The sequence below is a fragment of the Nocardia sp. NPDC050412 genome (assembly GCF_044458825.1).
In the GTDB taxonomy this organism is placed as follows: Bacteria; Actinomycetota; Actinomycetes; order Mycobacteriales; family Mycobacteriaceae; genus Nocardia.
In genome coordinates this window covers 811,253-837,795 of record NZ_JBITIJ010000001.1, presented here as the reverse complement: position 1 = coordinate 837,795, position 26,543 = coordinate 811,253, and the positions used below count along the sequence as shown (strand labels likewise).

General features: G+C 64.7%; 25 protein-coding genes and 1 pseudogene. 10 read left to right on the top strand and 16 right to left on the bottom strand.

The window, feature by feature from the left end:
* The first annotated feature begins 25 nt into the window (after window positions 1-25).
* From ACIBI6_RS03865 to ACIBI6_RS03830, 8 genes and pseudogenes are all read left to right on the top strand, one after another.
* Window positions 26-352 carry a 2Fe-2S iron-sulfur cluster-binding protein gene (locus tag ACIBI6_RS03865; RefSeq protein ID WP_364357670.1) on the top strand — a complete coding sequence of 109 codons (327 nt, stop codon included), beginning with the start codon at window positions 26-28 and terminating at the stop codon, window positions 350-352.
* Window positions 330-1,628 carry an NAD(P)/FAD-dependent oxidoreductase gene (locus tag ACIBI6_RS03860; RefSeq protein ID WP_396955210.1) on the top strand — a complete coding sequence of 433 codons (1,299 nt, stop codon included), beginning with the start codon at window positions 330-332 and terminating at the stop codon, window positions 1,626-1,628. Before ACIBI6_RS03865 ends, ACIBI6_RS03860 begins: the two co-directional genes overlap by 23 nt.
* Entirely contained in the window at window positions 1,625-2,827 is a 1,203-nt protein-coding gene (locus tag ACIBI6_RS03855; RefSeq protein WP_396955209.1) for a cytochrome P450, read from the top strand. The genes ACIBI6_RS03860 and ACIBI6_RS03855 overlap by 4 nt, the downstream gene beginning before the upstream one ends.
* A gap of 76 nt (window positions 2,828-2,903) precedes the next feature.
* A complete protein-coding gene (locus ACIBI6_RS03850) occupies window positions 2,904-5,222 on the top strand; it encodes an ATP-binding protein (RefSeq protein ID WP_396955208.1) in 2,319 nt (772 codons plus the stop codon).
* A 224-nt stretch (window positions 5,223-5,446) separates the two neighbouring features.
* Entirely contained in the window at window positions 5,447-6,412 is a 966-nt protein-coding gene (locus tag ACIBI6_RS03845; RefSeq protein WP_364357682.1) for a LysR family transcriptional regulator, read from the top strand.
* Between the two features lie 157 nt (window positions 6,413-6,569).
* On the top strand, window positions 6,570-7,790 hold the full coding sequence (locus ACIBI6_RS03840) for a cytochrome P450 (protein WP_396955207.1): 1,221 nt from the start codon (window positions 6,570-6,572) through the stop codon (window positions 7,788-7,790).
* Window positions 7,791-7,795: 5 nt separating this feature from the next.
* Window positions 7,796-8,134: pseudogene (locus ACIBI6_RS03835) on the top strand (FAD-binding oxidoreductase); the annotation flags it as partial.
* Between the two features lie 147 nt (window positions 8,135-8,281).
* Entirely contained in the window at window positions 8,282-8,779 is a 498-nt protein-coding gene (locus tag ACIBI6_RS03830) for a flavin reductase family protein (RefSeq protein WP_396955268.1), read from the top strand.
* A 28-nt stretch (window positions 8,780-8,807) separates the two neighbouring features.
* Here the strand turns inward: ACIBI6_RS03830 and ACIBI6_RS03825 are convergent, their stop codons facing one another.
* The 12 genes from ACIBI6_RS03825 to ACIBI6_RS03770 all read right to left on the bottom strand — a co-directional run bounded on the left by ACIBI6_RS03825 (window position 8,808) and on the right by ACIBI6_RS03770 (window position 20,665).
* Complete coding sequence (locus ACIBI6_RS03825) at window positions 8,808-9,863, bottom strand: maleylacetate reductase (RefSeq protein WP_396955206.1); 1,056 nt, start codon at window positions 9,861-9,863, stop codon at window positions 8,808-8,810.
* Window positions 9,860-10,726 carry a dioxygenase gene (locus tag ACIBI6_RS03820; RefSeq protein WP_396955205.1) on the bottom strand — a complete coding sequence of 289 codons (867 nt, stop codon included), beginning with the start codon at window positions 10,724-10,726 and terminating at the stop codon, window positions 9,860-9,862. The genes ACIBI6_RS03825 and ACIBI6_RS03820 overlap by 4 nt, the downstream gene beginning before the upstream one ends.
* Before the next feature lie 27 nt (window positions 10,727-10,753).
* The gene (locus ACIBI6_RS03815) at window positions 10,754-11,563 is read right to left on the bottom strand and encodes an HpcH/HpaI aldolase/citrate lyase family protein (RefSeq protein ID WP_396955204.1); all 810 of its coding nucleotides are present in this window, start codon (window positions 11,561-11,563) and stop codon (window positions 10,754-10,756) included.
* Between the two features lie 35 nt (window positions 11,564-11,598).
* Window positions 11,599-12,762: a CaiB/BaiF CoA transferase family protein gene (locus tag ACIBI6_RS03810; protein WP_396955203.1), complete on the bottom strand. Its 1,164-nt coding sequence runs from the start codon at window positions 12,760-12,762 to the stop codon at window positions 11,599-11,601.
* A gap of 35 nt (window positions 12,763-12,797) precedes the next feature.
* Window positions 12,798-13,985, bottom strand: coding sequence for an FAD-dependent monooxygenase (locus ACIBI6_RS03805; RefSeq protein ID WP_396955267.1), 1,188 nt, complete (start codon window positions 13,983-13,985; stop codon window positions 12,798-12,800).
* Between the two features lie 78 nt (window positions 13,986-14,063).
* Entirely contained in the window at window positions 14,064-15,287 is a 1,224-nt protein-coding gene (locus ACIBI6_RS03800; protein ID WP_396955202.1) for an NAD(P)/FAD-dependent oxidoreductase, read from the bottom strand.
* Between the two features lie 4 nt (window positions 15,288-15,291).
* A complete protein-coding gene (locus ACIBI6_RS03795; protein ID WP_396955201.1) occupies window positions 15,292-16,110 on the bottom strand; it encodes a mesaconyl-C4 CoA hydratase in 819 nt (272 codons plus the stop codon).
* On the bottom strand, window positions 16,103-17,494 hold the full coding sequence (locus ACIBI6_RS03790) for an MmgE/PrpD family protein (protein WP_396955200.1): 1,392 nt from the start codon (window positions 17,492-17,494) through the stop codon (window positions 16,103-16,105). The genes ACIBI6_RS03795 and ACIBI6_RS03790 overlap by 8 nt, the downstream gene beginning before the upstream one ends.
* Window positions 17,495-17,507: 13 nt before the next feature.
* Window positions 17,508-18,698 carry a cytochrome P450 gene (locus ACIBI6_RS03785; protein WP_396955199.1) on the bottom strand — a complete coding sequence of 397 codons (1,191 nt, stop codon included), beginning with the start codon at window positions 18,696-18,698 and terminating at the stop codon, window positions 17,508-17,510.
* Entirely contained in the window at window positions 18,695-18,883 is a 189-nt protein-coding gene (locus ACIBI6_RS03780; protein WP_364357716.1) for a ferredoxin, read from the bottom strand. The genes ACIBI6_RS03785 and ACIBI6_RS03780 overlap by 4 nt, the downstream gene beginning before the upstream one ends.
* Before the next feature lie 46 nt (window positions 18,884-18,929).
* On the bottom strand, window positions 18,930-19,463 hold the full coding sequence (locus ACIBI6_RS03775) for a flavin reductase family protein (RefSeq protein ID WP_396955198.1): 534 nt from the start codon (window positions 19,461-19,463) through the stop codon (window positions 18,930-18,932).
* An 8-nt stretch (window positions 19,464-19,471) separates the two neighbouring features.
* On the bottom strand, window positions 19,472-20,665 hold the full coding sequence (locus ACIBI6_RS03770; RefSeq protein WP_364357722.1) for an acyl-CoA dehydrogenase family protein: 1,194 nt from the start codon (window positions 20,663-20,665) through the stop codon (window positions 19,472-19,474).
* 205 nt (window positions 20,666-20,870) lie between these two features.
* Between ACIBI6_RS03770 and ACIBI6_RS03765 the strand changes: the two genes are divergently transcribed.
* Window positions 20,871-21,770, top strand: coding sequence for a LysR family transcriptional regulator (locus tag ACIBI6_RS03765; protein WP_396955197.1), 900 nt, complete (start codon window positions 20,871-20,873; stop codon window positions 21,768-21,770).
* 238 nt (window positions 21,771-22,008) lie between these two features.
* On the top strand, window positions 22,009-22,752 hold the full coding sequence (locus tag ACIBI6_RS03760; protein ID WP_396955196.1) for an SMI1/KNR4 family protein: 744 nt from the start codon (window positions 22,009-22,011) through the stop codon (window positions 22,750-22,752).
* A 255-nt stretch (window positions 22,753-23,007) separates the two neighbouring features.
* On the opposite strand, the gene ACIBI6_RS03755 is transcribed toward ACIBI6_RS03760, so the two are convergent.
* From ACIBI6_RS03755 to ACIBI6_RS03740, 4 genes are all read right to left on the bottom strand, one after another.
* On the bottom strand, window positions 23,008-23,457 hold the full coding sequence (locus tag ACIBI6_RS03755) for a hypothetical protein (protein WP_396955195.1): 450 nt from the start codon (window positions 23,455-23,457) through the stop codon (window positions 23,008-23,010).
* 976 nt (window positions 23,458-24,433) lie between these two features.
* On the bottom strand, window positions 24,434-25,105 hold the full coding sequence (locus tag ACIBI6_RS03750; protein ID WP_364357731.1) for a TetR family transcriptional regulator: 672 nt from the start codon (window positions 25,103-25,105) through the stop codon (window positions 24,434-24,436).
* 5 nt (window positions 25,106-25,110) lie between these two features.
* Complete coding sequence (locus ACIBI6_RS03745; protein WP_364357734.1) at window positions 25,111-25,509, bottom strand: hypothetical protein; 399 nt, start codon at window positions 25,507-25,509, stop codon at window positions 25,111-25,113.
* 306 nt (window positions 25,510-25,815) lie between these two features.
* A complete protein-coding gene (locus ACIBI6_RS03740) occupies window positions 25,816-26,154 on the bottom strand; it encodes a hypothetical protein (RefSeq protein ID WP_396955193.1) in 339 nt (112 codons plus the stop codon).
* Between the last annotated feature and the right edge of the window lie 389 nt (window positions 26,155-26,543).

Sequence of the window (26,543 nt, the reverse complement as noted above, 5' to 3'; positions counted from 1 at the left end):
TTGTCGGCCGACCAGGAGAGTTCCATTGCACAAGATCATCTTTCACCACGTCGGAGGCGATACCGACATCGTCGAGACCCATGCCGGCGTCAGCGTGATGCACGCGGCCGTACACAACGGCGTCACCGGCATAGTCGGTGAGTGTGGCGGGCAGGCGATGTGCGCGACCTGCCATGTCCTCGTGCGCGAGCCCTACGTGGACAGACTGCCGCCCATCGGCGAGGACGAGGAGGAGATGCTCCAGTGCACCGCCAGCCCGCGTGACGGTCAGCGCAGCCGTCTGGGGTGCCAACTGCTGATCGGCACCGATCTCGAGGAGGTGGAGGTCGATGTCCCGGAATCCCAGGTCTGATCCTGCCGTTCAGCGTGTGGTCGTCATCGGCGCCGGACACGCCGGAGTCGAGGTCGCCGACGCGCTGCGAGCGCGTGGCCACGCCGGGCCTTTGACGGTTGTAGGCGACGAGCCTGGACACCCCTACCATCGCCCACCGCTGTCGAAGGAATTCCTCTCTCCCTCGGAGGAACCAACGGCGATGCCGTTGCGGACGCCGAAATACTTCGCCGACCGCCGGATCGATGTGCGCACCGGTGTCACCGCTACCGAACTGGACCGCCTATCGCGGACCGTGCGGCTCTCTGATGGCGGTGAATTACCTTACGACACAGTTATTCTCGCCACAGGGGCAGCCAATCGCACGATCACCGTCCCCGGAGCGGACCTAGCCGGTATTCGCGCGCTGCGTACGCTCGCCGAAGCCGAGATACTGCACTCCGCACTGAGCCGGAGCCGGTCGATCCTGATCGTCGGCGCCGGATTCATCGGCCTAGAGGTCGCGGCGGCAGCCCGCGAACACGGGCTCGCGGTCACCGTCCTCGAATCCGGGGACCGCCCGATGCGACGAGCGTTGTCCCCGGCAATGGCGAACCACCTCACTGCCGCACACCGCGAGGCCGGCGTCGATATCCGGCTCGGCGAGGCGGTCGCGCGATTCATCGGCACCGACGATCACGTGGTCGGCGCGGTCGGTACCACAGGTGAGCGGTACCGCGCCGATATCGTCCTGGTCGGCATCGGAGTCGTGCCCCGGGACGAACTCGCGGCCGACGCCGGCCTTCCCGTGTCTGACGGGATCGTGGTCGACGAGAACCTGCGCACCCCCGATTCCGCGATTTACGCCGTCGGGGACTGCGCCAACCATCCGAATGTCTACGCCGGTGTCCGAATGCGGGTGGAGTCAATCCAGAACGCCACCGATCAAGCCCGCCACGTGGCCTCGGCGATACTCGGCGACACCGATGGCTACACCGAGCTGCCCTGGTTCTGGAGCCACCAGGGTGGGCTGAAGTTGCAGATCGCCGGGGTGCGCCGGCCCGACGACGCACACATCGTCATCGGCGATCCCAGCACCGACCGGTTCTCGGTCTGCTGCTATCGGCAAGGCCGTCTCGCCGCGGTCGAATCACTCAATCGCCCCGCCGACCACGTCGCGGCGCGCCGCTTGCTCGCGGCCGGCCGCTCACCGGCTATCCGCCAGCTGAGCGATCCAGCGTTCAGTCTCAAGGCCTTCGCGCAGGCCTCCGTGGCACCCCATCGAGAATCCGCCCTTTCCTCGAGGAGCTCTTCATGACAACGAAGTCGACTTCCGCGGTCCCCACCGCCGACTGGGTCGATCCCGCCGCGATGCTGACCGACCCCTACCCCACCTACCGGCGTCTGCTCGACGAATCGCCCGTGGCTTGGGTCCCCGCGCTGAACCAGTACCTGGTGACCTCCCACGAGGCGTGCCGCGCCGTCGAAGCGAACCAAGAGACCTTCAGCGCGAATGTCACCACCGGAGCCACCGCGCAGATGGCCAGGGCAGTGGGCTCGCAGCCGATGGTGAACAAGGACGATCCCGACCATGCGCGCGAACGGCAACCCGTCAATCCGACCTTGCGGCCGGGAATCATGCGTGCGCACTGGGCCCCCATCTTCGAACGCAATGCCCGGACTCATCTCGCCCTCATGCGCGAGCAGGGTCCCGACCGTGCCGACCTCAATCGCGACTATGCCGCGCCGGTCGCCGCGCAGAACCTGATCGACCTGCTCGGTTTCCATGACGTCGAGGTCGAGGTGATGCGCCGCTGGTCGAACACCTTCGTCGAGGGAATCGGCAATATCTTCGACGAACCGGAAACCTGGCGGCGCTGCGACGATGCCCGCGCGGAGGTCGACGCCAGGCTCGAGGAGCTCGTCCCCTACTACCGGGCGCACCCGGACCGCAGCATCATCTCCGCGTTCGCCAATGCGGGTATGCCGATGACGCAGATCGCCGCCAATGTCGACCTCGTCATCTCCGGCGGCATGAATGAACCGCAGCACGCGATCACGAGCACGGTGTGGGCGCTGGACCGCCATCCCGAGCAGCGCGACCACGTGCTGGCCGATCCGGCCTTGTGGCCCGCCGTGTTCGACGAGACGGTCCGGTGGTTGTCACCGATCGGCTACTACCCACGGGAGACGACACGCGAGACCGTGCTCGAGGACGTACGGTTGCCTGCGCGCACGATGGTTGGCATTCTCGTCGCCGCAGCCAATCGCGACACCACGGTTTTCGAGAGTGCCGACGAGTTCGACATCACCCGCCCGCGGCATCCGCACCTGGCCTTCGGCGGAGGTGTGCACCTGTGCGCCGGTCACTGGGCCGCGCGCATCGGCATCGGGGAGATCGCGGTACCGATACTGTACGCGGAACTCCCTGGGCTGCACGTGGATTCGCGTCGTGACGAGGCATGGTTCGGCTGGGTGTTCCGCGGGCTCACCGCGCTGCCGGTGGCCTGGAACTGACATGCCGCGGCCCGCTGGTTCGCCCGACCGGAGAAATCCATGACGACCGGTTTGTCGCTGGAGCACAATGGCCGGGATGAGCAAGCAAGTATCTCGTGCTCGCGCACTGGCGCCACCACCAGCCGAATTGTTCGGGCGCCAGCGCGAGCTGGCGAGCGCACGTGAATTGTTTTCCGCTACCCGCCTCGTGACACTCACTGGCCCCGGTGGCGTGGGCAAGACCACGTTGTCCGCGGCGTTGTCCGCCACACTCGACCGGGCATTCCGGGACGGCACCTGGTTCGTCGAGCTCGGCGCGCAACGCAGTTCGGACACCGTCGCCGAGGCCGTGGTGACCCAGCTCGGGCTGAGCGCCCTGGCCACCGTGGATGCCGAAGAACAGCTCTGCCGGCACGTAGCCGAACGCTCGATGCTGTTGATACTGGACAATTGCGAGCATGTCCTGCCCGGATGCCGGCGACTGCTGTCCGCGCTCCTCGCCGCGTCCGCCGAGCTACGGGTTTTGACAACCAGCAGAGAGCCATTGGGAATCAGGGGCGAACGTGTGATCGTCGTCCGCCCGCTGGCGATCCCCCCGAGCCATCGCGACGTTACCGCGGACGAACTACGCGAATATCCGGCCGCGGCCATGCTGGAAGCCCGAGCGAGGGCCGTCAACGATCAATTCGAGATCACCGCGCACACCACGGCGGCGGTCGCGAGGCTGTGCGCCACTCTGGACGGAATGCCGCTGGCCATCGAACTCGCCGCCGTGCGGCTGCGGTCGCTGTCGGTGCAGGAGCTGCTGGCCCACATCGACGACCGATTCGCGCTGCTGACCTCCGGCGATCCCACCGCCGCACCGCACCACCGGTCCCTGGACGCGCTGGTGCGGTGGAGCTATGACCTGTGCTCCCCGACCGAACAGCTGCTCTGGGAGAGAATGGCCGTGTTCAGCGGCAGCGCCGATCTCCCCGCGATCCAGGCGGTGTGCGGACTCCCGCCACTGGAAGGAACCAAACTTCTCGACGCGCTCGACGGCTTAGTGTCCAAGTCGATCGTCCTCACCGAGACGGCACAGGGTGATATGCGCTACCGGTTCCTGGAAACGCTGCGCGAGTTCGCTCGAGAGCAAGCTCGGGACAGCGAAGACTGCGGCCGCGCCCGCCGTGCCCACACGGAGTACTACCGAACCTGGGCGGCCCGAGCCGCCGAGAACTTCTTCGGCCCGGGCCAACCCGACATCGTCCGGCGGTGGGAGTCCGATATCACCAACCTCGAGCTGGCTTTCGATGATCTCCTGCGGGCGGCCCCTGGCTCCCATGGCGCGCTGGAGCTCGCCGCGGACCTCCGCTTCTCGTGGATGAGCGGCCATCTCCGCGCAGGTCGACGTTGGTTGGAGCGAGCTCTCGCCGGCGACACGACCGCCTGCGCCGAGCGCGGCAACGCGCTGTGGGCAGCGGGGTGGTTCGAGGCACTGCACGGCGAAACGCACACTGCCCGAGACTTTCTCGACGAAGCCGACGGGATAGCCCAGAGGTTCGGCGATTCGCGCATGGCCGCGCGCGCCGCCACGTGGACGGGCCTGACCGCCATGGTCGCCGGGGATTTCGAGGGCTGCCGCTCATCTCTCGAAGCGGCCTACTCCAGGCACCGCGAGCACGCGGATGTCGAGGGTCTGCTGATGACCCTGTTCCTACTCGGATTGATCAGGAGCTTGTCCGGAGATCATCAGGGAGCCGCGGCAGCCGGCCGGGAAGCTGTCGAGCGAAGCGAGCGGCTGGGCGATACGTGGGGCCGGTCCTATTCGCTGTGGATGCTGGGATTCGACGCGTGGACGCGCCAAGACCTCGCTGTCGCCGAGGAGTACGCCGAACAGAGTCTCACACTGCGATGGGACTACCACGACGATTTCGGCAGTGCGGTCGTCCTCAATCTGATGGCCGGAATCGCGCTGGACACCGGCGATCCCAAGAAGGCGGCAAAGCTGTTGGGTGTCGTCGCGGAACTGCTGTCCATTGTCGATACTGAGGTCCCGGGCCTGCTGGGCTCGCGCTATCGAGAGATCAAATCCGCCACCCAGGAACGTCTCGGGCAGGACCTGTTCACCCGCCATCACGAGATCGGGCGCCGACTCGACCGAGGGCAACGGATGCGCCTGGCGTTGGGGTCGGCCGCCATCGTCGCAGCGGATCAGGCGGAAGGGGTGGCCTTGGCCGGGCTGCTGACGCCCCGAGAAAGGGAGGTGGCGTCGTTGCTGGCGGAGGGTCTCAGCAACCGCGCTATCGCCGGCAAGCTGGTGCTCTCCCCGCGCACGGTGGAGGCTCACGTCGAGCACATTCTGACCAAGCTCAGCGTCGGCTCCCGCACCGAAGCCGGTGTGTGGGCGGCCACCGCCTTCGGCAAGAAGCCGTGACGCACATCCCCGATACGGTGTCCCACGTCACAGGCTACGTAGATCCCCAATTGCGTAGCGCTTAGGTGTTCGCCCGCATGTCACGGACATGCTCCCGGGGGGAAGGTGGAGTTCCCATCCCGAGGCTCAGGTCGAGAGATGGTCCCACGATGATCGGGTCTCCAGCGCTGGACAACCGGTAGGTATCCGCCAGTGACGGCGTCCCTTCCCGAGGTAGGTTGACCATGCAACTGCGCGAACTCCAGTGGTTCACAACGCTGGCGGACACCGAGCACATCACGGAGGCCTCGGTCCGGCTGAACATCAGCCAGCCGACCCTGTCCCGAGCGTTGGCCCGACTCGAACGCAAGCTAGGCGTACAGCTTTTCGACCGACACCAGAACCGGCTCCGACTGAACAAATACGGCGAGCTCTTCCAAGCCCACGCGTTGCGAGCACTGAACGAGATCGACCGTGGGGAACAGCGGATCGCCGCTTTGGTCGATCCGGATCGAGGCTCGGTGTCGCTCGGGTTCGCGCATTCCTTCGGCGGCTGGCTGATACCAGACCTGCTCAATCGGTACCGCGGGGTCGCGTCCAGCACATCCTTCGAATTGCACGGCGGCGCTTGCGATTCCGTAGTAGATAGCGTGCGGCAGGGGCGAATCGACATCGGCTTCGTGGCTCCCGAGCCGACCGCGGACGATCTCGAGTGGGTACCGCTCGGACGTGAGGCGCTGTGTCTGGGGGTTCCCGCGGGCCATGTGTTCGAAGGCCGCGATCACGTCGCAATGGCCGACGTGGCGGACGAGCCGATGATCGCGCTGAAGGCCGGGTACGGCCTGCGGCAGGTCACCGACCGGCTGTGCCGGGAGGCCGGGTTCAGCCCCCGGATCGAAATCGAGGTCACCGAACTCTCCACACTGCACGCCCTGGTCGCGGCCGGAATGGGCGTCGCCGTCGTGCCTGCCGCCCACTCGGGACACGCGGCCGCGATCGGTACCGTCGCGCTCAGCGACCCGACCGCCTTCCGATGTTATGGAGCGGTCGTCCGCCGGAATGGTCCGAGCGGCCAGGCCGCACGGCGCTTCCTGAAATTCGTCGCCGGTGTCTCGCCGTTGCCGGCCCGATCCAATCGCTCGCCGTCCGAAGGCGATCCGAAACATGTGCTGCGGACCGCGGTACCTGCCGCCTGGCCGGTGTCGGCGTAGTACCGACGAACAGCACGATCACACCGTACGGGCCGCAATCCGATGCGCTACGCGCATCGCTTATCCGAAATTCCTGTTCTTTACACAAAAGCGGATACCTCACATTCTTGATTCAGCGGCCGACCTATGACTTGATTCACGCGCTATGGAGGAATCAATGATTGATTCGCAAGACATTCCGGAGACTCAGCTCGACGAGGAAATCGGCCGACTGAGTTCGCACACCACGACCCCGAAGCGCTCCCTCGAACTCTTCGACGCGGCTCGCAGCCGGTGCCCGGTCGCGCACAGCGAAGAACACGGCGGATTTCACATTCTGCTGGAATACGATGTCGTCAAACGCGGTACCAGCGATCACAAGCTCTTCTCGTCCGAACCGCAGGTGCTACGGCCGATATTGCCGCGCAACTCGTTTGCGGCACTCGAAATGGATGAACCGCAGCACAAGGAGTGGCGCAGGCTTTTCGACCAGGCGGTGACACCGCATACCGTCAGTGTGCTGGAGCCTTTGGTCAGGGCCGATATCAACAAGCGCATCGATGGCTTCATCGAGCGTGGCACGGCGGATCTGGTCGAGGAGTTGGCCGAGCCGATTCCCGCCGAAGCGATCTGCCGGCTCGTCGGCATCGAGGACGAACTCGTCGCGGAAGTGCGAAATCGAGCGGCGGCTATGTTCGGCGCGCAGGGCGACCCCGCCGAATTCCGCCGTCGCCAGACCGAATTCGCCGAGATCGCCCTTGCCCAGGTACACGACAGGAAGACCACACCACGCGACGACTACCTCACATATCTCTCCAATATCGAGGTGGAGGGCAGGTCGCTGGAAGACGACGACTACGTGGCGCTGTTCACCGGATTCCTGGGTGCCGGACACCACACCACCACCTCGGCGATGAGTAGTCTCATCCATGATGTATTCAGCGACAACGATATTTCCGCGCGAATCGCGGCGGATCCGAAGCGATTGATTCCGATCGCCGTCGAGGAGTCGCTCCGGCTGCGGCCCCCGTTCTTCGGCTTCTTCCGCCGGGCGACCGCGGATACGCAGCTCGCCGGCATCGATATTCCCCAGGGCAGTGATGTCTATCTGGGCTGGGCCTCCGCCAACCGGGATCCGGCGGTCTTCGCCGATCCCTGTGAATTCCGTCTGGATCGAGGTCGCAACCGTCACTTGACCTTCGGCTCCGGCGTGCACACCTGCCCGGGCGCAGCACTGGCGCGCATGGAACTTCGCGTCGCGTTGGAAGAGCTACTGCGGCGGCTGCCCGACCTGTCGGTGGAGATCGCTGAGCCCGAGTACGAGTTCAGCGGCGGTGACTATGTGCACATGGGTCGGCTACCCGTTCGATTCACGCCCGGTGTGGTGGAGGGAAATTGACTGCGATGAATGTGGGATTGCCCAGCTGGATGGTGGCGCCGACACCGCCCTCGGCAGCTGGGGAGTCGTTCCCATTTCGGTTGGCGAAGAAACGTCCGCTGGCACAGGGTGTCGTCGAATTGGTTTTCGAGCCCGACAGCGGCCGTGCACCGGAATGGGAACCCGGCGCACATGTGGATATTCACCTCCCGAACGGCCTCGTGCGTCAGTATTCGCTGTGTGGAGATCCGGAAGATCGAGGGTCCATCCGCATCGCCGTTTTGCGCGAGGAGGGCGGTCGCGGTGGTTCACAATACATTCACGATTCCGCCGAACCCGGCGATATTGTTGAGGTATCGGTGCCCCGCAATCACTTTCGGCTCGTCGACGCCGAACGCTATCTCTTCATCGCCGGAGGAATCGGTATCACCCCGGTGCTCCCGATGCTGAATCGGGTCCGCGCGGGTGGGGCCGACTGGAGATTCGTCTATTGTGGACGCTCACGGTCGGCGATGGCGTACGTCGACGCACTTCCCGACGACCCACGCGTCTCGGTAGTGTCGGGCGACCGCGACCAGCGGTTGAATCTCGATGACCTCCTCCACGAGCCGCGTACCGACACCGCGATCTTCTGCTGCGGCCCGGAGCGACTGCTCGAAGCGGTCGAAGAAGCCGGCCTGCACTGGCCGCCCGGAGCGCTGCACACGGAACGATTCAAGGCACCTGTCGTGGATGAGCCTGCCCGCGAATTCGACGTGGTCCTGCAAAGGTCGGGTATGGAGTTACACGTGCCGGCCGAGGCAAGCCTGCTCGACATCGTCGAAATGGCCGGCATCCCGGTACCGTCCTCGTGCCGGACCGGCACCTGCGGCACGTGTGAAACACCAGTTCTGGACGGACAGCCGGAACATCGCGACGTGGTGCTGTCCCCCGAAGAGCAGGCTGTCGGAGACTGCATGATGGTGTGCGTTTCGCGCGCCCGCACCGATCGGCTCGTGCTGGACCTGTAAAGGGCCCGCAAGCGGCCAGGGCGAAAACTCAGTGGATGCCCTTCCAGGCATTGTGGAGGAGTTCGATCAATTCCTCCCGCGTGAACGATCGGGGGTTCGAGTACGGGTTACTCACGACCTCGTCAGCGACGCGAGTCAGGTCACTCTCGTTCACACCCAGCTCGAGGAGAGTTCGCGGTGCTCCGAGGTCGGCGGTCAATGCCAGGAGGCCGGTAACCGCATTGTCGGTGCGTAGTGCGCGGGCGAGGGCAGCGGCGGCCGTGCGAGCCGACGGGAGGTTGAATGCCGTGACGTACGGGAGCATTACCGCATGGGTTTCGGCGTGCGGAAGATCCAGCAATCCGCCGAGGACATGGCACAGCTTGTGGTGCAGGCCCATGGTCGTCGCCCCGAGGCAGGCTCCGGACAGCCACGCGCCCTGCAATGCTGTCGCCCGTGCCCGCGCGTCGTTCGGGGCAGCCGATAACGCCGGTAGCGCGTCGGCGAGGTCGCGGATGCCCTGTTCGGCCATGGCGGCGATCACCGGCGAGCCGTCGGGGGCGTAGAGCGCCTCGACCGCGTGCGCCATCGCGTTGATTCCGCTCGTGCAGGACACCGGAACGGGCAGTGTCATCGTCAGATCGGGGTCGTAGATGACGCTGCTCGGAAGGACTTTGCGGTCGCGGCCGGTTGTCTTCTTGTCGCCCTTCGTGATTCCCCAGATGGGGGTCATCTCCGAGCCCGCGTAGGTCGTGGGTACCGCCACGATGCCGAGGTCGCTGCCGAGCGCGAGCGCCTTGGCCAAACCGATCGTCGATCCGCCTCCGACCGCGACACAGCCGTCGATCGCGAGTTCGGACGCCACCGACTCCGCCGCCTCGACCGTCTCGACCGGGACGTGCATCCGTGCCGAATCGAACACTCCCACAGCGGATTTCCCGATCAGGCTGGCGGCTCTGTCGGCGAGGTCGCGCTGCTGCGGGGTCGACAGGACGAGCACGCGCCGCAACCCCCATCGGTCCGTTTCGGCCGCGAGCTGCTCGATGCTCCCGGACCCGAATACCACCCGCATGGGCAGCGCGTCATACGTGAAGGTGCCTGTCATTGCGGTCCGCCCTCTCGGCCAAGTCGAATATCGAAGTGCGCATGGCGGAAAGGTCCGGTCATGCCGTAGTGCTCGAACCCCGCGGGATCGTCGATTTCGGTGAAATCGACAATGAGGCTCTTCTTCACCGCGAACACCGCATCACTGTCGATATACGCGCTGTCCGCGACGAACAGGTGTGTCGTCACCGGCCGGTACCCCGCCGCTTCGGCGATCACGTGAATGTGCGCGGGACGGAACGGATGGCGTCCGGACGCACCGAGCAGATCGCCCACCGGGCCGTCCGTGGGAATCGGATAATGACTGGGCACTACCGTTCGGAACCAGAAGCGCCCCTGCTCATCGGTCGTGAACAGACCGCGCCCGTTGCCCGGCGGCTGCTTCTCGGGCTCTTGCACGTCGTAGAAGCCGTCCACGCTGCATTGCCAGATGTCGATGGTGGCGCCCGCCAATGGCCGGCCGGCGTCGTCCACTACCGCCCCAGTAACCAAGCAGGGCGTCGAACCGCCCATCAAGTCGATCGACCCGCCGAGCTCGCGACGTGGCGACTCGGTCATGTGAAAAGGACCGAGAACGGTGCCCTCGGTGCCGTGCTCGTCACCATTGATCGTCTCGACCAACATCGATACGCCGAACACATCGGAGAGGAGAACGAATTCCTGCCTGGTGTCATCGCAGGTGTGACCGACAGCCGTGAGAAAGTCGATGGCCTGCTGCCACTCGGTCTGCGTCGGCCGCAACTCACGAACCAGGGCATGGAGGTGACGCGTCGTCACCTGCAATATCTCTTTCAGTCTCGGGTCGGACGTACCCTCGAAGCTTGCAACGACGGCATCCAACGCGGCGGTCTCATTGAAATCCACAGCGGTTTTCCTTTCGCGGTCGCCTCTTCAACGCACATCTCGCAAGATCGCCCGCGCCCACGCGACGACAGGCGCGTCGACCATCTGCCCCTCAATTCGGACCGCCTTGCCTTCGGCCTTGGACTCGACCACCCGCCGAGCCCAGCGGACTGCCGCCGCGTCGGGCCGAAACGCCGCGTGGGTGCCCACCACCTGACGGGGATGCACCAGCAGCTTTCCCGTCATGCCGAGCTCCTTCGCACACCTGAGATCCTCGTCCAGGGCCGCGGCATCGTCCAGAGCGGCGGTCACACCGTCGATCGGTCCTGGAAGCCGCGCGGCCCGCGATGCGAGCACGAGCGCGGACCGGGCCTGGAGCATGGCCGTCCGGCCGGTGTCGCACCCCAGGTCGAGCGCATAGTCCAAGTGCCCGAACGCAATTCGCGAAACCCCAGGGGCGGTGGCTAGAGACTGTGCTCGGACCATCCCCAGCGCCGACTCGACCAACGCGATCACGGGTACCCCGACCCGCTCGGCGACGACCGACAGTTCATCGGGGCTTTCGGCTTTGGGGACCATCACGGCGATCAGCCCGGGCAGGCCCTTCAGTGCCGCCACGTCGTCCCAAAAGTGTTGACCCGCTGGGGAAGCCACTCGCACACATGCCGGTCCACCGCGGGACAGCCAGTCGACTACCTCCCTTCGGGCGCTGTCCTTGTGCTCGTCCGCAACAGCGTCCTCCAGATCGAGCACGACGACGTCGGTCCCGGACCGGATCGCCTTGTCGAAACGCTCCGGACGATCACCGGGTACGAAGAGAAACGATCTGGCGACCCGAATGGTTTCCTCCCGATTCATGGGTTCTCCGCCTTTCTCGGTTCGGTGGCCGGTGCTCAGTTCGGTAATTCGGCTGCCGCTGAGGCGATTCCGAACTCGGCGAGTACGGCTTCGGTGTGCTCACCGACCCCTGGCACGGGGCCCATCACCGGCTTCGTTCCGACAAATGTCGCCGGTGGAACGAGTGCCCGCAGCGAACCGACGGGTGACTCGTAGTCGAACCACCGTCCCCTCGCCTCGAGTTGCGGGTGCTCCGCCAGGTCGTGCATGTCCCGCAGGATCGCGTTCGCGATGCCCGCCGCCTCGAGCCGCTTCGCGACCGTTTCGGCGCCCCACGCCGAGAATGCGCGCTCGATCTCCTCTTGCAACTCTCGACTGTGGCTCACCCGCAACGAGTTTCGAAGGAACCGGGGATCCGCCGCTATGGCGGGGTCGTCCAGGATCTCCGCGCAGAACGTCGCCCATTCGCGCTCGTTCTGCAGTCCGAGGAACACCTGATTTCCGTCTCCGCACCGGAACGGGCCGTACGGCGCGATCGACGCGTGCCGCGCACCCGTCCGCTGCGGCGCCGTGCCGCCATACATCGCGTAGTTCAGCGGGTAGCCCATCCACTCCGACAGCGCCTCGAGCATCGAGATCTCGATGGTGGCGCCCTCACCCGTGCGATCACGCTGGATCAGCGCCGTGAGAACGCCGGAGTAGGCGAACATTCCGGAGGCGATGTCGGCGATGGATATCCCGACCTTCGCCGGCTCGTCCGGGGTACCGGTGATGGAGACCAGGCCCGCCTCGCACTGCACGAGCAGGTCGTAGGCCTTCTTCGCCGAGTACGGTCCACCGGGACCGTAACCGGAGATGGAGACATGAATGAGTTCCGGCTTGACTCTTCGTAATTCGTCGCTGCCGAGCCCGAGTCGTTCCGCGGCGCCGGGAGCGAGGTTCTGGACGAACACGTCCGCGTTGCGGACCAGGGTCTGGATGCTGTCCTTGCCGTGCTCGGACTTCAGATCGAGGCAAACCGATTCCTTCGAGCGGTTGAGCCAGACGAAATGGCTGGCCATTCCGCGCACCGTCTCGTCGTATCCGCGGGCGAAGTCGCCGACGTCGGGACGCTCGACCTTGATCACCCGCGCGCCGAGATCCGCCAGCTGGCGGGTGGCGAACGGGGCGGCCACGGCCTGCTCGAGCGATACGACGGTGAGTCCGTCGAGGGGGTTCATAGGAATTCCTTCGTTCGATACGAAACCAGCCACACTCAGTGCGCGATCAGGGAGGGTGTTTCCAGGGTTTTCGTGAAGTAGAGGCGTTCCGCAGCAAACTCTCGGTCGCGGGACATCTTCCGGAACACGTCCAGGTCACGATCGAGTTGGGCCGGATCGGTGGAATGGAACAGCAGCCGCTTGTTGGCGCTGGCTCGTGGACTCGCGACATCGACGAACGCGTGGCGGCGTTCGTCGGAGTAGACGTTGAGGATGCCGTCGTCGGCGCGGCCGGAGACGACCGCGCCCAGGGCTTCGTTCAACAGGTACGCGTCGAACAGGCCCATGGTCAGCCCGAGCCCGCCGGTGGGATTCGTCGCATGTGCCGCGTCACCGGCGAGCAGTACCCTGCCCGCGCGGTAGGACCTCGCGCTGCGCTGATGCATCCGGTAGGGCGAGATGGCCTCGAGTTCGGCTGCGGCAGCGGTCTTTTCACCGAACACGGTGGTGAGGAACTCGGGCAGGCGCTCGGCCGCCGATTCGGCGGGCAGGGCGTCGTCTTCCATATACGTGTACCGCCACATGCCGTGCGCACCGGAATCGTCGATCCTGGCGATGATCGCGCCGAAGACGTCGTCGACATAGAATGTCGACTGCGCCCAGCCCGAAAGTTCCTCGGCGAAGCGGACATTCGTGGCGACGAACCGCTCCGGCCAGGTCATCCCCTCGAAGCCGAGATCCAGCTCGCTCCGAATCCTGGAGCTCGCGCCGTCGGCGCCGATGAGCCAGGACGCGCGAAGTTCTCTTTCGCCGGTCCCGGATCGGACGCCGACTCGGACTCCGTCGTCATCCTGGGTGATCGCGGTGACCTCGTGGTTCCAGAGCACGCGCGCGTTGTCGTAGGTTTCCAGGCGGTGCAGGATCAGGCGAGCCAGGGCACCCTGCCCCAGGTGCAGGTTGTACGGACGTTCCACCTTTCCCTCGAGCGCCTGCAATCCGTACTCGATGATTTCGCCGGTCTTGTGCACTCGATAGGCGTAGTCCTGCTTCAGAAATCCGGCCCCTACGGCGTCGTCGAGGAGATCCAAGCGGGCCAGGCCATCCAGCGCTGCCCAGTGATAGACGATCGCCCGCGGCGCGTCCGAGAGAGTCGACGCTCGCTCGAGCACAGTGACGACGACACCTTGCTGCGCCAAACCCAGCGCATTCAAGAGTCCCACGGGACCTGCGCCTACGACTATCACTTGCTGTTCTTCTCGCACTAATCCTCCACGGTGACGATCCCGAATGCCCGTCCGTTACCGGCCGGAGCCCGGGAAAACTCAGCCGATGCGCACTTCTTCGTGATCCGGCGCATCGGGAACGACTTGGCGCAGTGAGGGATTCTCTCGCCTCAGTGCCGCACGAATTTTGACGAACTCGGACCGCCGCTCGAAGGCCAGCACGCCGGTCACCGCCTGGCCGCGCCGGTACAGGAAGAGCGAGCCGTCGGAATTGCGGTTCTCCAGCAATTCCTCGTCGCCCGTCAGATATCCGGCGAATTGAATGCGAATGCCATGCTGGTCCGACCAGAAATACGGCACGTTCGCGCAGACCGCGCCATCGAGTTCCCGAATATGGTTCACGGCGTTCATGGCGGCGATACGCCCTTGCTCCGCCGCATTGGTCCAGTGCTCGACCCGCATGATCGCGTCGAATCGCGGATTAGGCCACCGAACGGCATCGCCGGCGGCGAAAACACCCTCCGATACCCGCAGCTGGGAATCGCACAGAATCCCGTTGTCGAGGGTCAGACCCGAGCCCTCCAGCCATCGTGTGGAGGGACGCACCCCGGCCCCGACGAGAATGACGTCCGCGCGAACTCGGGTGCCGTCGTCGAGAACCAATTCCCGGCCCTCCGCGATGTGGGCGACATCGGTGACCGCCCTGCCGAGGAACAGCTCGACACCGGCGTCTCGATGCAACGCCGCGTAGGTGTCGGCTACCGGAGCGCCGAACCTGCCGAGGGGCTTCGGGGCCATATCGACGAGCGAGACCGCACGACCCTCCTTGACGAGCGTCGACGCGAATTCACCACCGATGAACCCGGCGCCCACAATCGCCACCGACTTCGAGGTATCGGCGACCGCCGCACGCAGGGCGCGGGCATCCTCGAAACTACGCAGCGGATAAACCTCCGGAAGCCCGGCGAACACAGGCGGTATCACCGGCTCGCAGCCGGTCGCGATGACGAGCGCTAGATACCCCAGTTCGCCCTCGGCGAGGCGGACCCGTCGCGCGGCGAGATCGAGACCCAGGGCCGGGGTTTCGAGCATGAAGTCGACTCCGTGCCGACCGAGCTCGCCGACCGACCGATAGACCAGGTCGTCCAGTTCGAGCGGATCGCGCAACGCAACTTTGGACAGGGGCGGGCGCTCGTAGGGCAGGTGAGCCTCATCGCTTACGACCGTCACGCTCAGCTCGGGCGCAAGTCGGACGACAGTTTCCGCCGCCCGCAACCCGGCGATGGAACCACCCACGATGACCACATCGGATACCGCTGTCATGCTCTCAGAGCTCCGCTAGCGTGCTCACAGCGCAGACGGCGCCGGCGGCACTGCGAGCCTCGGCCCCGTGGATCAACCCTTCGGGGCCGGGTACGACGGTGAAGGTCTGCGGTTTCGTCATGGGTGAGATGAAGCGGTATCCGAATGTCTTGCTGCGCAGGTCGATTCCCTCGCGCCGCATATGCTCACCCATCATGAGCGCGAGCAAGGGCCCGTGGATGAGCAGCCCGTCGTAACCCTCTTGCGCTGTCCACCCGAGGTCGTAGTGAATCCGGTGCGCGTTGTATGTCAATGCGGAGAACCGGAACAGCGTTCGCTCGTCCACGGCCAGCTCGAGCGTCGGCCCGCTCGGCGGCGCGGGAGCAGCCGGCGCGGGCGGCAGCGTGCCGGATCCGGGCGCGCGGTAGACGATGTCCTGCTCCTCGCGAATCACCAGCTCGCCGCCCTGGAAGATCTCCTGGAGGACCGTGACCAAGGTCAACGGGCCGGTTCGGCCGTCCTTGTCGAGCGAGCTCTTGACCGAGGTCACTTTGGTAGCGGGCTCGCCGATCACCAAGTGACCGAAGGTCGTCACGCGTCCACCCCCGAACATCCGTCGGCGGTCGGGCCCGGGAGGGGCCGGTATCCCGGTGACCGGATGACCGTCCGGACCGAGCTCACGTTGTGGACCGCGCTCCAGCAGATACGCCCAATGCCACAGCGGCGGCACCGGATCATCAGCGGCACAAGGCATCTCGATGTCGAGCATGGCGGCGAGCGACTCGGTCGGCTCGGCCGCGATCATTTCCGTTCGCTCGATCGTCTCTGACTTCTGATCAGTCACCAAGGCAGTTGTCTCGTCTTTCTGCTCGGAGTGCACTCAGCAGTTCTGAAAGATCGGTAGCGTCTTCCAGGTTCTCGACCGCGTGCACGAGTCGGCGGGGAATTTCGGGGTCGATCGGCGCCAGCAGTGCTTCTGCCTTCGCGACGACCTCCTCGTGGGACATCGGGTTCAGCGCCGAGCCCTTGGCGGTAGTCGGGTTTCCGGCGAACAGGGTGATCGTTTCGCCACTGGTGAACTCCACGTCCAGACGTGGTCCGTCCTCCAGTTCGATGCCGGAGTCGACGTGCATCGAGATCTTCGCGAAGGTCTCCGCCACCAGCGGGTCGTTCATGCGGGGCGGCTCGAACTGGTCCAGTCCGACACTGCCGTTGCACAGTGCGACACTCATCGCGTAGGCGAGGCTGAACTGGGCATCGAAGACGGTCTCTATCGGGTCGACCGACAGCATGTTCACCGCGGTCTCCGAGGCTTTGATCGAAATGTGGTGTATATCAGTAGGTTTCACGTCGCGCGTGCGAATCATCGCCAGAACCGTGTCGATCGTGGAGTGACACCCCCGGCAGCAGGCGTAGGGCTTGATGTACGCGGTGGCCACGTTGTAATCCACGCCCAGGTCGGCGAGCGCCTGCTCGGGGAACCCCTGTCCGTTGTTGTAGGTGGCATACAGGCCACCCCATTCGGCTTCGAAAACCCTACGGGGACCCGTAATTCCGGCCTGGGCGAGCAGCGCCGCGTCCACGCCGGTCTCCCCCGCTTTGCCGGGATGGATGCGTTTGGTCATGGCGCCGTCGTCTTTGAACGCCCACACACCACCGGTGAACGAGCCGGCGATTCCGAGCGCGTCGGCGAACCGTTCCGTATCCAGGCCAAGGGTTTTCGCCGCGGCCGCGGCCGCGGCGAAACTGCCCATGGTGCCGCTCGAGTGCCAGCCTCGGCCGGTATGCGCGGCGAAACCGCCGATCGCCTGCAACGCTCGGTAGCCGATGTCGTATCCGGCGATCGTCGCCGCGATGAGTGTCCGCCCGTCGCCGCCCGCCGCCTCCGTCACGGCCAGCGCCGCGGGCAGCACCGTCGACCCGGCGTGGCCCGGCCCACCCCCGTCGTCGAAGTCGCGCGCATGGGCCGCGGTGCCGTTCGCGAGCGCGGCATGAGCCGGCGAAACCCGAAAGGGAGTGCCCCACACCAGGCTTCCGGACTCGGCGCGCACGCCCGTGAGCGCGGTCCGCACCCGCCGGGCCTCATCGGTGTGAGCACCGGCCATCGCCACGGCCAGGGTGTCCAGAATATTCTTCTTGACACCAGCGACGACTTCACTCGGAATATCGTCGAATTGAATTTTCGCCCAATTGGATGCCAGGCGCTCCGTCAAAGACTCGGCATTCATCACCATATTCCCCTTACACCGGATTCAAGTTCACGGTGAGCGCCTTGACGAGCCAGCGGCCGCCACTCTGTCCGATTTCGGTGCCGTCGTCGACCACCAGCGCATCGGGGTGCCGGTCGGCCAGATACCTGACCACTTCTTCCATTTCGACCCTGGCCAAGCTTTGACCGAGGCAGCCGTGACTGCCGGTACTGAATGTCAGCGGGGAATTGGATTCCCGGTCGAGGCGGAATTCGGTGGGACGTTCGAAGCGCGCCTGATCGCGGTTCGCGGACCAGACCGCCACATGCACATCGGAGCCTTCCGGAATGATCGTTCCGTTCAGCTCGATATCTTCGGTCGCCACCTTGCTCACGATTCCGGGCCGCGGATACAACCTGATGGCCTCGACCACGGCGGCAGGAATCAGTTCGGGATCCTCGACGAGTCGCCGCCAGGTCTCTCGATCACGCAGCAGTGTCCACACGACGAGGCCGGTTTGATGCGAGGTATTGACCGAGCTCGCCTCGAGCATGGCGGCGGCCTCGTTGAGCAGTTCATCCTCCGACAGCTTGCCCGCTTCCTGCTGGCCGATGAGGAAGGACAGCATGTCCTCGCCGAGGGCCTGTTCTCGCTTTCGCGCGATGAGAGCACGCAGATAGGTGAAGAGTTCGGCGTAGGCGTTCACGATCACGGGGGTGAGGGAGCGGTCCCGTTGCAGCAGTGAGAGCGTCCGCTCCGACAGGCTGGCAACCAAGGGCTCGTCCGCCGCGGGTGCGCCGGCGAGATAGCAATAGATCCGCGCGGGAATGCGCTGGTCGATCCCGGTGTGGAAATCGATGGGAGCGCTCGTATCGAGATCTGCGACAATGCTCTCGACGATCTCGCGAACAATTCCGCGGATTTCCTGCACAGTGTGCGGACCCATGAACCGCGCCATCGGCGCGCGCAGTCGGAAATGACGCGCACCCTCCGCCATGATGACGCTATTGGCACGGAATTCGTGAGCCAGTCCGTCGGTGATTCCGAACTGTTCCATTAGTTCGAGCGCGGCGTTCTTGAAGCGCGTATTGCGCAGGACCGTGGTCGCGAGATCGTAGGTCAGCACTGTGTAACCGGATGGACCGAGCGCCAGTGGGCCGTCCGGCAAGGCTCCGCCCTCGTGTGCCTGGGCCTGGGCCTGCGGAGCGAACGGATCGAAGCGGGGCAGTAGTGTCTCCGTCATCGAGAGATCGCTCCCATCGGGCAGCACAGCACGACCTCGTCGAACTCCTCCTGCCGATCGTCCTCGATCCGCGTCTTCAATTGTGCGAGCGAGCCGTCCGCGCCGATCTCGAAGACATCGGGCATCAGTGCGGCGCAGGTGCCGTTGGCATCGCAACGGCCGAAATCTACTTTGACATTGATCATCTCGGGGTCCTTCATCTGAGATGCGGCGTAATGCCGAATAATTCGGCTAGCTCCGCTGGGATTTGTCCGAGCCGTCGCTCAAGTCGACGAACCCACCGCGCAGGAAGATCAGCGGTGGTTCGCTGGCACGCAGTTCCAGCGTCTCGACCCGGCCGACTACTTGGTAATGGTCACCGATCAGGTCCACCTTGAATCGCGTGCACTCCAGGGCGACGATCGCCTCGTCGAGCAATGGCACGCCGTTGACGGACTCACTCCAGCCCACGTCGTGGAAGCGGTCGTCACTCGGTCGCGAGAACGTCCGGCACACCTCGCTCTGGTTGTGCCCGAGGATATTGACGCCGAAGCGACTCGCACCGTACAGGCGCGGCCAGCTCCTGGAGGAGCGGTCGATGAAGAAGGCGATCAGCGGCGGATCCAGCGAGACCGAGGTGAACGAGCCGATCGTCATACCGACCGGCCCGGACCTGGTGGCCGCGGTGACCACGGCCACGCTCGTCGGGACATGGCCGAGAACGCGCCGGTAGTCGATGGGAGCTGCGGCCGGTTCGGTGTCGACGGCTTTCACTGTGGTATCCATGGCCGTCCTTACAGAACCGTCGTGGGCTCTTCGTTGCCCAGCAGCACCCGACCGTAGGCTTCCCTGCCGATGTCGGCGCTGACGTAGGCGTGCCGGGCCGCGATCGAGGAGTCCCGCCAAATTCGGCTCAGCACATTGACCTCGGCGAACGAACCCGAGCCATTGGCGTTCATCAGCTCGTCGATCGCTCGCGTGGCCAGCTCGGCGACCACGCCGGTGTCATTCCGGATGCGCGCCCGGGTTTCCAGGTCGAGTCGCCGGCGTTCGGCGGCCGCCTGGTCGATGTCGAGGCAAATCCGATTCAAGGTCATTTCCGCGAGGTGCAAATTCGTGGCTGCCTTAGCCACGGCGATCTGATGGGTGGCCGACAGCTTCGCATGCGGGAAATTCGTGTAGGCCACGGGCTTTTCCGGCAATTTGGCTCGGGTGATTTCCAGCGCGTGCCGAACCATACCGATCTGTGCCGCTACGAGAATGGCCGAGGCGACAGCGGTGAAGCCGATCGATGCCATGTGCTCGTCTTTGTGCGGAGTGAGGTATCGGCCTTCGGCCATTTCTTGGAAGCGCTGTACCCGATGCTCCGGCACGAAATGGTCCTCCACCACAATGGTATCGCTACCCGAGCCCCGCATTCCGGTGACGAACCAGGTCGGTTCGATGGTGAAGGCCTCGGCGGGAATCAACGCCAGTCCCACCTCCTTGCCACCGTCGAGGGGAATACCCACGGTCGCCCAGTCGGCCGCGAAGGAACCGGATGCGTACGGCCAGCGGCCATTGATGTGATAACCGCCCTCGACCGGCTCCGCCTTACCCGGTGAGAAAATGCCACACGACGTCGCCTGCGGATTCGACCCGAACATGTCCTCCCGGGCCTTTTCGGAGAAGGTCGACGCGAATCCGGTGGCGGAGGCGAGCAATGCGGCAATCCACGCGGTGGAACCGTCGCCTCGTGCGACCTCGGCGACCGCCTCAACGGTCGTCCGCATGCTGGCCCCGTGCCCGCCGAGTCGCCGATCCACGAGCAGATGGAACAGGCCGGCCTCGGTCATCGCCTTGACCACCTCCGGGGCGATTCGGCGAGCCTCGGAGCCCTGCGCGGCGTATTCGCGGATCAATGGGACCAGATTGGTTGCGCGGCCAACCAACTCCGCGTCCGGAGCGCCGATGTCGGACCTGACGGCGGTCAACGACGACTGTGTCATGGTGCCTCTTTCCTGGTGATCATGCGAGAAACTGTCGTGATCGACATCACGGGCCAGCCATTTCAGAATGCGGAATCGGCCGGATGGAGTACAAGACCAGGAACTTCGCACACACTATGCGTCCGGCGCATAGTCACATTCGGGCAGCAACCGACCCAAAAAATCGACTCTCGGCCGCAACGTTTTTCGACGTATCATCCCCGGCATGCAATTGCGTGAGCTCGAATGGTTCATCACTTTGACAGAAACCGGAAATATGACAACTACGGCCGACCAACTGAACATCAGTCAGCCGACGCTCTCACGGGCTTTGGCCCGGCTCGAACGCAAACTCGGCGTGAAACTCTTCGACCGTAGCCAGAATCGGCTGCGGCTCAATAAGTACGGCGAGATTTTTCGCGCGCACGCGGTCCGCGCTATCGATGAGATCAACCAGGGAGAAGAGAGAATCGCCACCCTCGTGGACCCGGACCGCGGAGTGGTCTCACTCGGGTTCCTGCATTCATTCGGCGGATGGTTGATACCGCGGCTTCTGGATCGCTATCGTGCCCTCGCGCCACGCACATCCTTCGAGCTCTGCGGCGGTGCATCCGACGCCGTGGTCGATGATGTCCGCCATGGGCGAATCGATATCGGCTTCGTCGCTCCCCAACCCACCGCGGACGATCTGCATTGGCTGCCGCTGGGCCACGAGGAACTGGGCCTCGGCGTCCCGCCGGGCCACGCGTTCGAGGGTCGCGGCGATATCGCGGTCGCCGACCTGATGGACGAGCCCATGGTAGCGCTCAAAGTCGGGTACGGCCTGCGTCAGGTGACCGACCGCCTCTGCCGCGAGGCGGGATTCAGCCCCAGAATCGAAACCGAGGTGACCGAGCTGTCCACCCTCCGGGCACTCGTGGCGGCAGGAATGGGCGTAGCCATCATCCCGGCCGCACAGCCGGGGCACCCGCCCACGACTCCTACCATCCCGTTTCGCGACCACGCTGTCTTCCGGCAGTACGGTGCGGTGACTCGCACACATGGTCCGAGTGGGCGCGCGGCCCGGCGGTTCCTGGAGTTTGTCGCGGAGCAAACCGAACGTCACCAGCACCCCACAAGTCGATGAATCACCGCAACCGCTCGGACGAGGTGGGGACACCAGCGCCTTCGTGGCGGGTCTGCCGGGCCGTCAGAGCTCAACAACTTCTCAGACGTGGTGGGCATTAACGGCACCCCGAGATCGAGTTCCCTACGCTGTTGCCAACTGCGCGCCACCTCGGCCCGGGCCGCCGCCACGGCTTAGAACTGAACTGAACAGGTATCTGCGTCCAGCCCCGCGTCGGGCCTTGGAAGGAAGGCATCTCGTGCACCCTGTAGTAGCGCAGCTGAGTGCGGTCATGCCTCCCTCGCCGCTGGGTCCGGTGATCGCCCCGCCCTGGGCACGAATCGAGGAGGCGATGGGGGTCGGGCTGCCGCGCGACTATCGAGACTTCACCGATCTGTACGGCCACGGGGCGATCAACGACGAACTCGGCGTTAACTACCCCGGCTATCAGCAGAGCGACGGATCTCTGAAGACGTTGGCGGATGTGGCCGAAGAAAACAACCGCTACCGCGTGTACGAAGCCTTGGAGGCACCCTTTGCCGGCTATCCGGCACCGGGCGGCCTGCTGCAATGGGGCAGCAACTACAACGGCGACATGCTCTGCTGGCTGATCGAGGGCGAACATCCAAACGACTGGCCGGTAGTGGTGGTCTTCCGTCACATCCGGGAGCCGTCGTGGCGGCGGTTCGACGGCGGTTTGGCCGCATTCCTGCTCGCCGTGGTCACCGGCACATTCGACTTCGCCACTACGTTGATCGGCGATGCACCGGGTGAGGCGCGCTGGACTCTGGCGCGAGATTGGGGCCGCAACTACGGGTTCGCGCCGTCGGCGCGCTACGTCCATGCCGGGGAAATGTTGCGGCCGGGTGGGCAGGGCCTGACACTTGCCGCGGGCGTACTGGTGGGACCTGTCCCTGCATGTCAAGGGCACCCTGGCCACCGACCCCCAGACGTGCCCCACCTCGTGACCGCCAATCCCGGAAACCCGACTTGCCCGGGGTAGGGGCGCTTCTGCCAGAAATCCGGCGGCGGCGCTGCGAGCGAGTGGTGTCGAATTTCGCGACCAGAACTGTCATGCGTGCAGTCGTTTTCGGTGCCGGAATTCGCGACCAGATGGTGGTCGAATTCGTGGGGAGCCACCGGCCATTCCGACGTGAGTCTGCCGCTGGCTGCGGCTTCTTCCCCGCATTCCCGACACCAGCGGACCCTCTCAGGCCTGTTGGCCTTCGTCACTTCAGGCTGGCGGTTTCGTCACCGGCTAGTGCAGTTCTCCGATGGGGTGGTCGGGCACTGTAACCCCCGCGCTGTTGAACGCACTGTTGAAACAGAACCAATACCATTCGCCGCTGAGGTGATGGGATGCGGGCCGGTGGCCAGAAAGATTGGCAAAGCCACTTCCCATCGAGCAATAGGCCGCCATAGGGCCAGTCCTGAAGTAGATGCCGTCGTCGAGGCGTTCCACACCGCGAATGCGATAAAGGCCGAGGCGGTCACCTTCGAACGTCCGTGGATCGACACCGGCACTCACCTGCTGTGCCGCATCGTCGAAGGCGTGCGCCGAGAGGTGCCAGCGCACAGCCATTGGCAGGTCTGCGCTCCATAAAATGGGCGTGAGCGCGATTATCAGTGCGGGAGCAGCCAGGGGGCCGAGCTCAGGTACCCGAAGCCGCCGGGATCGGACTGCCAGGATCGGGTAGACGATGACCATGCACCACACCACAACCACCACGAATGTCCCCCGAGGATCAACAACGGCGACGGCGACAACGACTTCAGCTTGGTGCTGGCCGGCTCGCTCGCCGAGACGAGTATCCCAAGGCAGGCCACGATGGTGCAGACGAGCAGAAGATGTCTGCTAAGCAGTGACCGGTATCGTCGGTTCCCCGGTCGGCTTTTCTCGGTTTGGGCCGTGCTCATGCCAGGAGCCTAGACTTTAGCTGGGATCGTGGGTGTCGGTGTGTCGCCGCCGGTGAAAGGCTGGCACCGCGCCGTCAATACCGAGCGAACCTTCCCTCGGCGTTGACACACACCTGTCGAATTTGTCTGTAATACAACCAAATTCGCCGTGGTCGTCGCGCACAGCCTCGCGGATGATCGATGGCAGGCCGGTTCGGAGGACCCTGACAAGCTTTGCGGTCAGCCAGCTGGCCTGCAAACTGTCCAGGGCTTAAGAGATAACCCCTGAGTTTCCTGTGGTCTCGGCTCGAGTGTCTGGCATGGGAGCTGGGGGTTTCGGGTGTCCTGAGCCGGTTTTCGGATTTTGATCAGATCTCGGGATTTCTGAAGTAGATTCGGCCGGTCCGAGGTTCTGCGGTCCGAGCTGAAGGTGAGGGTGTCAGGTTGAGCCTGGCGGCGGTGCAGGATCTGCGTGAACGTCGGGAGCTGGCGAGCCCAGAGGAGCTGGCAGCGTTCGAAACCGATGTGCTGGCGGGGTTCGTGCTAGCGCGAACCTCTCGTGGGACCACCAACAGCAGCGCACAAGCGAAACAGGTTATCGCTTTGCCGGTCGGCGAACGCAACGTTCCCGAACGACCGATATGCGGCTACTAGAGTGCATTCGGTCAGCCTCCGTGTGGCCGCTCTGAACAGCGCGACCAGCGCATGGAGATACGTTGTGCGTCCAGGTCTGGACGTGGGCTGACCGCGCCTCCACGTTGGGCCGCTACCTCCGTCGGCATATACGTCTAGTTGTCGAGGTCCTCGATGAGATCCAGGGCTGGGTACAGGACGGGACGAAGTGGACGGAGTCTCGACAGCGCCACGACGCGTTCGACGAGTGGGGCGATCCGGCGGACCAGCAGTCGGGTGCGTTCCTGGTCGGGGCTGCGATCGTGGACCCAGAACAGGACGATGCCCATGTGGGCCAGCCACAGCAGATTCGGCAGCTCGGCCATCAGCCGCTTGTCACCCTTGACGTCGTTGCCGATGACCAGGTTGCGCATGATGGCGGTGGATGCCTCTCGGGCAGGCCGGCTTTCGTCGCTGAACGGACTGAGCGGACTGGTGGGCTCGGCGGCGCTGGCGAAGAACTTACCGCCGAACTCGTGGTAGGGGGCGGCTACGTCGACGAAGGCCAGTTCCATCGTCTGCCACCGGGCGGCGAGAGAGTCGCCGCGGGCAGTCTGCTCGACCCGCTGTTCGTGCAGGGTCTGGATCTGTTGGTAGAAGCCCTGAACCAGGTGTTCCTTGGAAGTGAAATAGTAGTAGGCGTTGCCGACGCTGACGCCGGCTTCGCCCGCGATCGCGCGCATGGTGGTCTTCGTATAGCCGTTCTGCTCGAACAGACGCAGGGCGGCGTCGATGATCTGCTGGCGAGTTTCCTCTCCGCGCGCGGTCGCGGGCTCGGGGCGGGTCATGCGGCTCAGGCTAGCGTGGCTGCGGCGACCGGAACGGGAGGGACGGTGACCTGCTTCTCCTGGTGCCTGCTGCGGCGGATCTTGTTCAGGGCGATCAGGTTTGCGAAGTGCATACCGCCGAGCACCAGCAGAACCATGCCGAGTTTCGTGGCGAGTTCCTCGACTGCGGCGCGCGCATCGATGACTGGGCCGCTGATGCGCAACGCCAGCGCCACGAAGCCCGCATTGACGAGCCAGAACCCGATGACCAGCAGATGATTCACGACTTCGGCGAGATCGCTGTCTCCATTCATGACATCCACCAGAAACCGTGCGCCGGTGCTGTGCAGGGTGCGTGCCACCCAGAACGTGAGCACCAAGCTGATGGTCGCGTAGGCCGCGTATGTGGCGACGACGAGGTTCATTGTCCCAGCTCCTTACTTATTTGAACGTGTTCAACTACGAGGCTAGGCTGTTTGTTGAACACGTTCAAGTGTGAGTGCCGCGACACCGTGCCGGGAAAGCTGGCCTGTCCGGTTCGGGAGCGCATGCTTGGGCAAACGGGCCGGACATCAAACCGGCACCGCGCCCCATGCCAATGTTCATCACTCCGCTTCCGGAGCCATGATCGGTCCGAATAAACGTATCTGGAACATGTTCTCTCAGTGGATCACCTGCTGTCGGTGGTCCCACGACTGGCAACGTGGTGGCACAACGGTGCCAAACGACAGTCAGAACGGGGGCTCGTGACTGTCGTCGTCGGGCGACCACGCTCCGATAGGCCGGTTGGCCACTTCGACGGAGAGTGCACGCGCATCGAGTCGATGGATGTCGTCGGTGGCGCTGATTACGAAGCAGTCTCCGTTGTTGCCCTGTTTGACACGCAGGGCCGGAGCAGGCAGGCCTCCGACCATGGGCAGATGGCGCATGTCGCCTTGCCAGCCAGGGGCGTCAGCGGCGTCGGCGAGAGCGAGAACGGCTTGCAGCGCCCAGGCTGCCCGGCCGGGGTCGCCGACGAGCCAGTCGTCCATCGGGATGAGTCCGCCGAAGGAGTCGATCGGTTCGGTCAATCGGTAAACGAACACTCGGGTGCTCTTTCTGTTGGAGGGCAACGATTTTCGTTGTTGTCGTTATCGTTCGCCGCGATCAGGTGATCATCGGTTCGGCGGGGGTTGTTGTCGGGTTGATCGTTGCGTGACGTGTCTTGCCGGCGGGAGCGGCAAGGGGTGAAAGTCGCCTCGGTCTGCCAAAGTGGTTCGCAGCCTTGTGATTTCGTCGTGCTGCGCCGCGAGGCGTGAGATGGCTGTCTTCTTGAAGTCGGACAGCACACCCTGCCTGCGGCAACGCTGGGACCAGGGGTCACGAATGCGCTACGCCTACTTGAGGAGCTGCGGGAACGCGCCTACACCGGCAGCCATCGGTCGGTGCGGCGGCTGGTAGAGACCTGGCGCGACGTCAC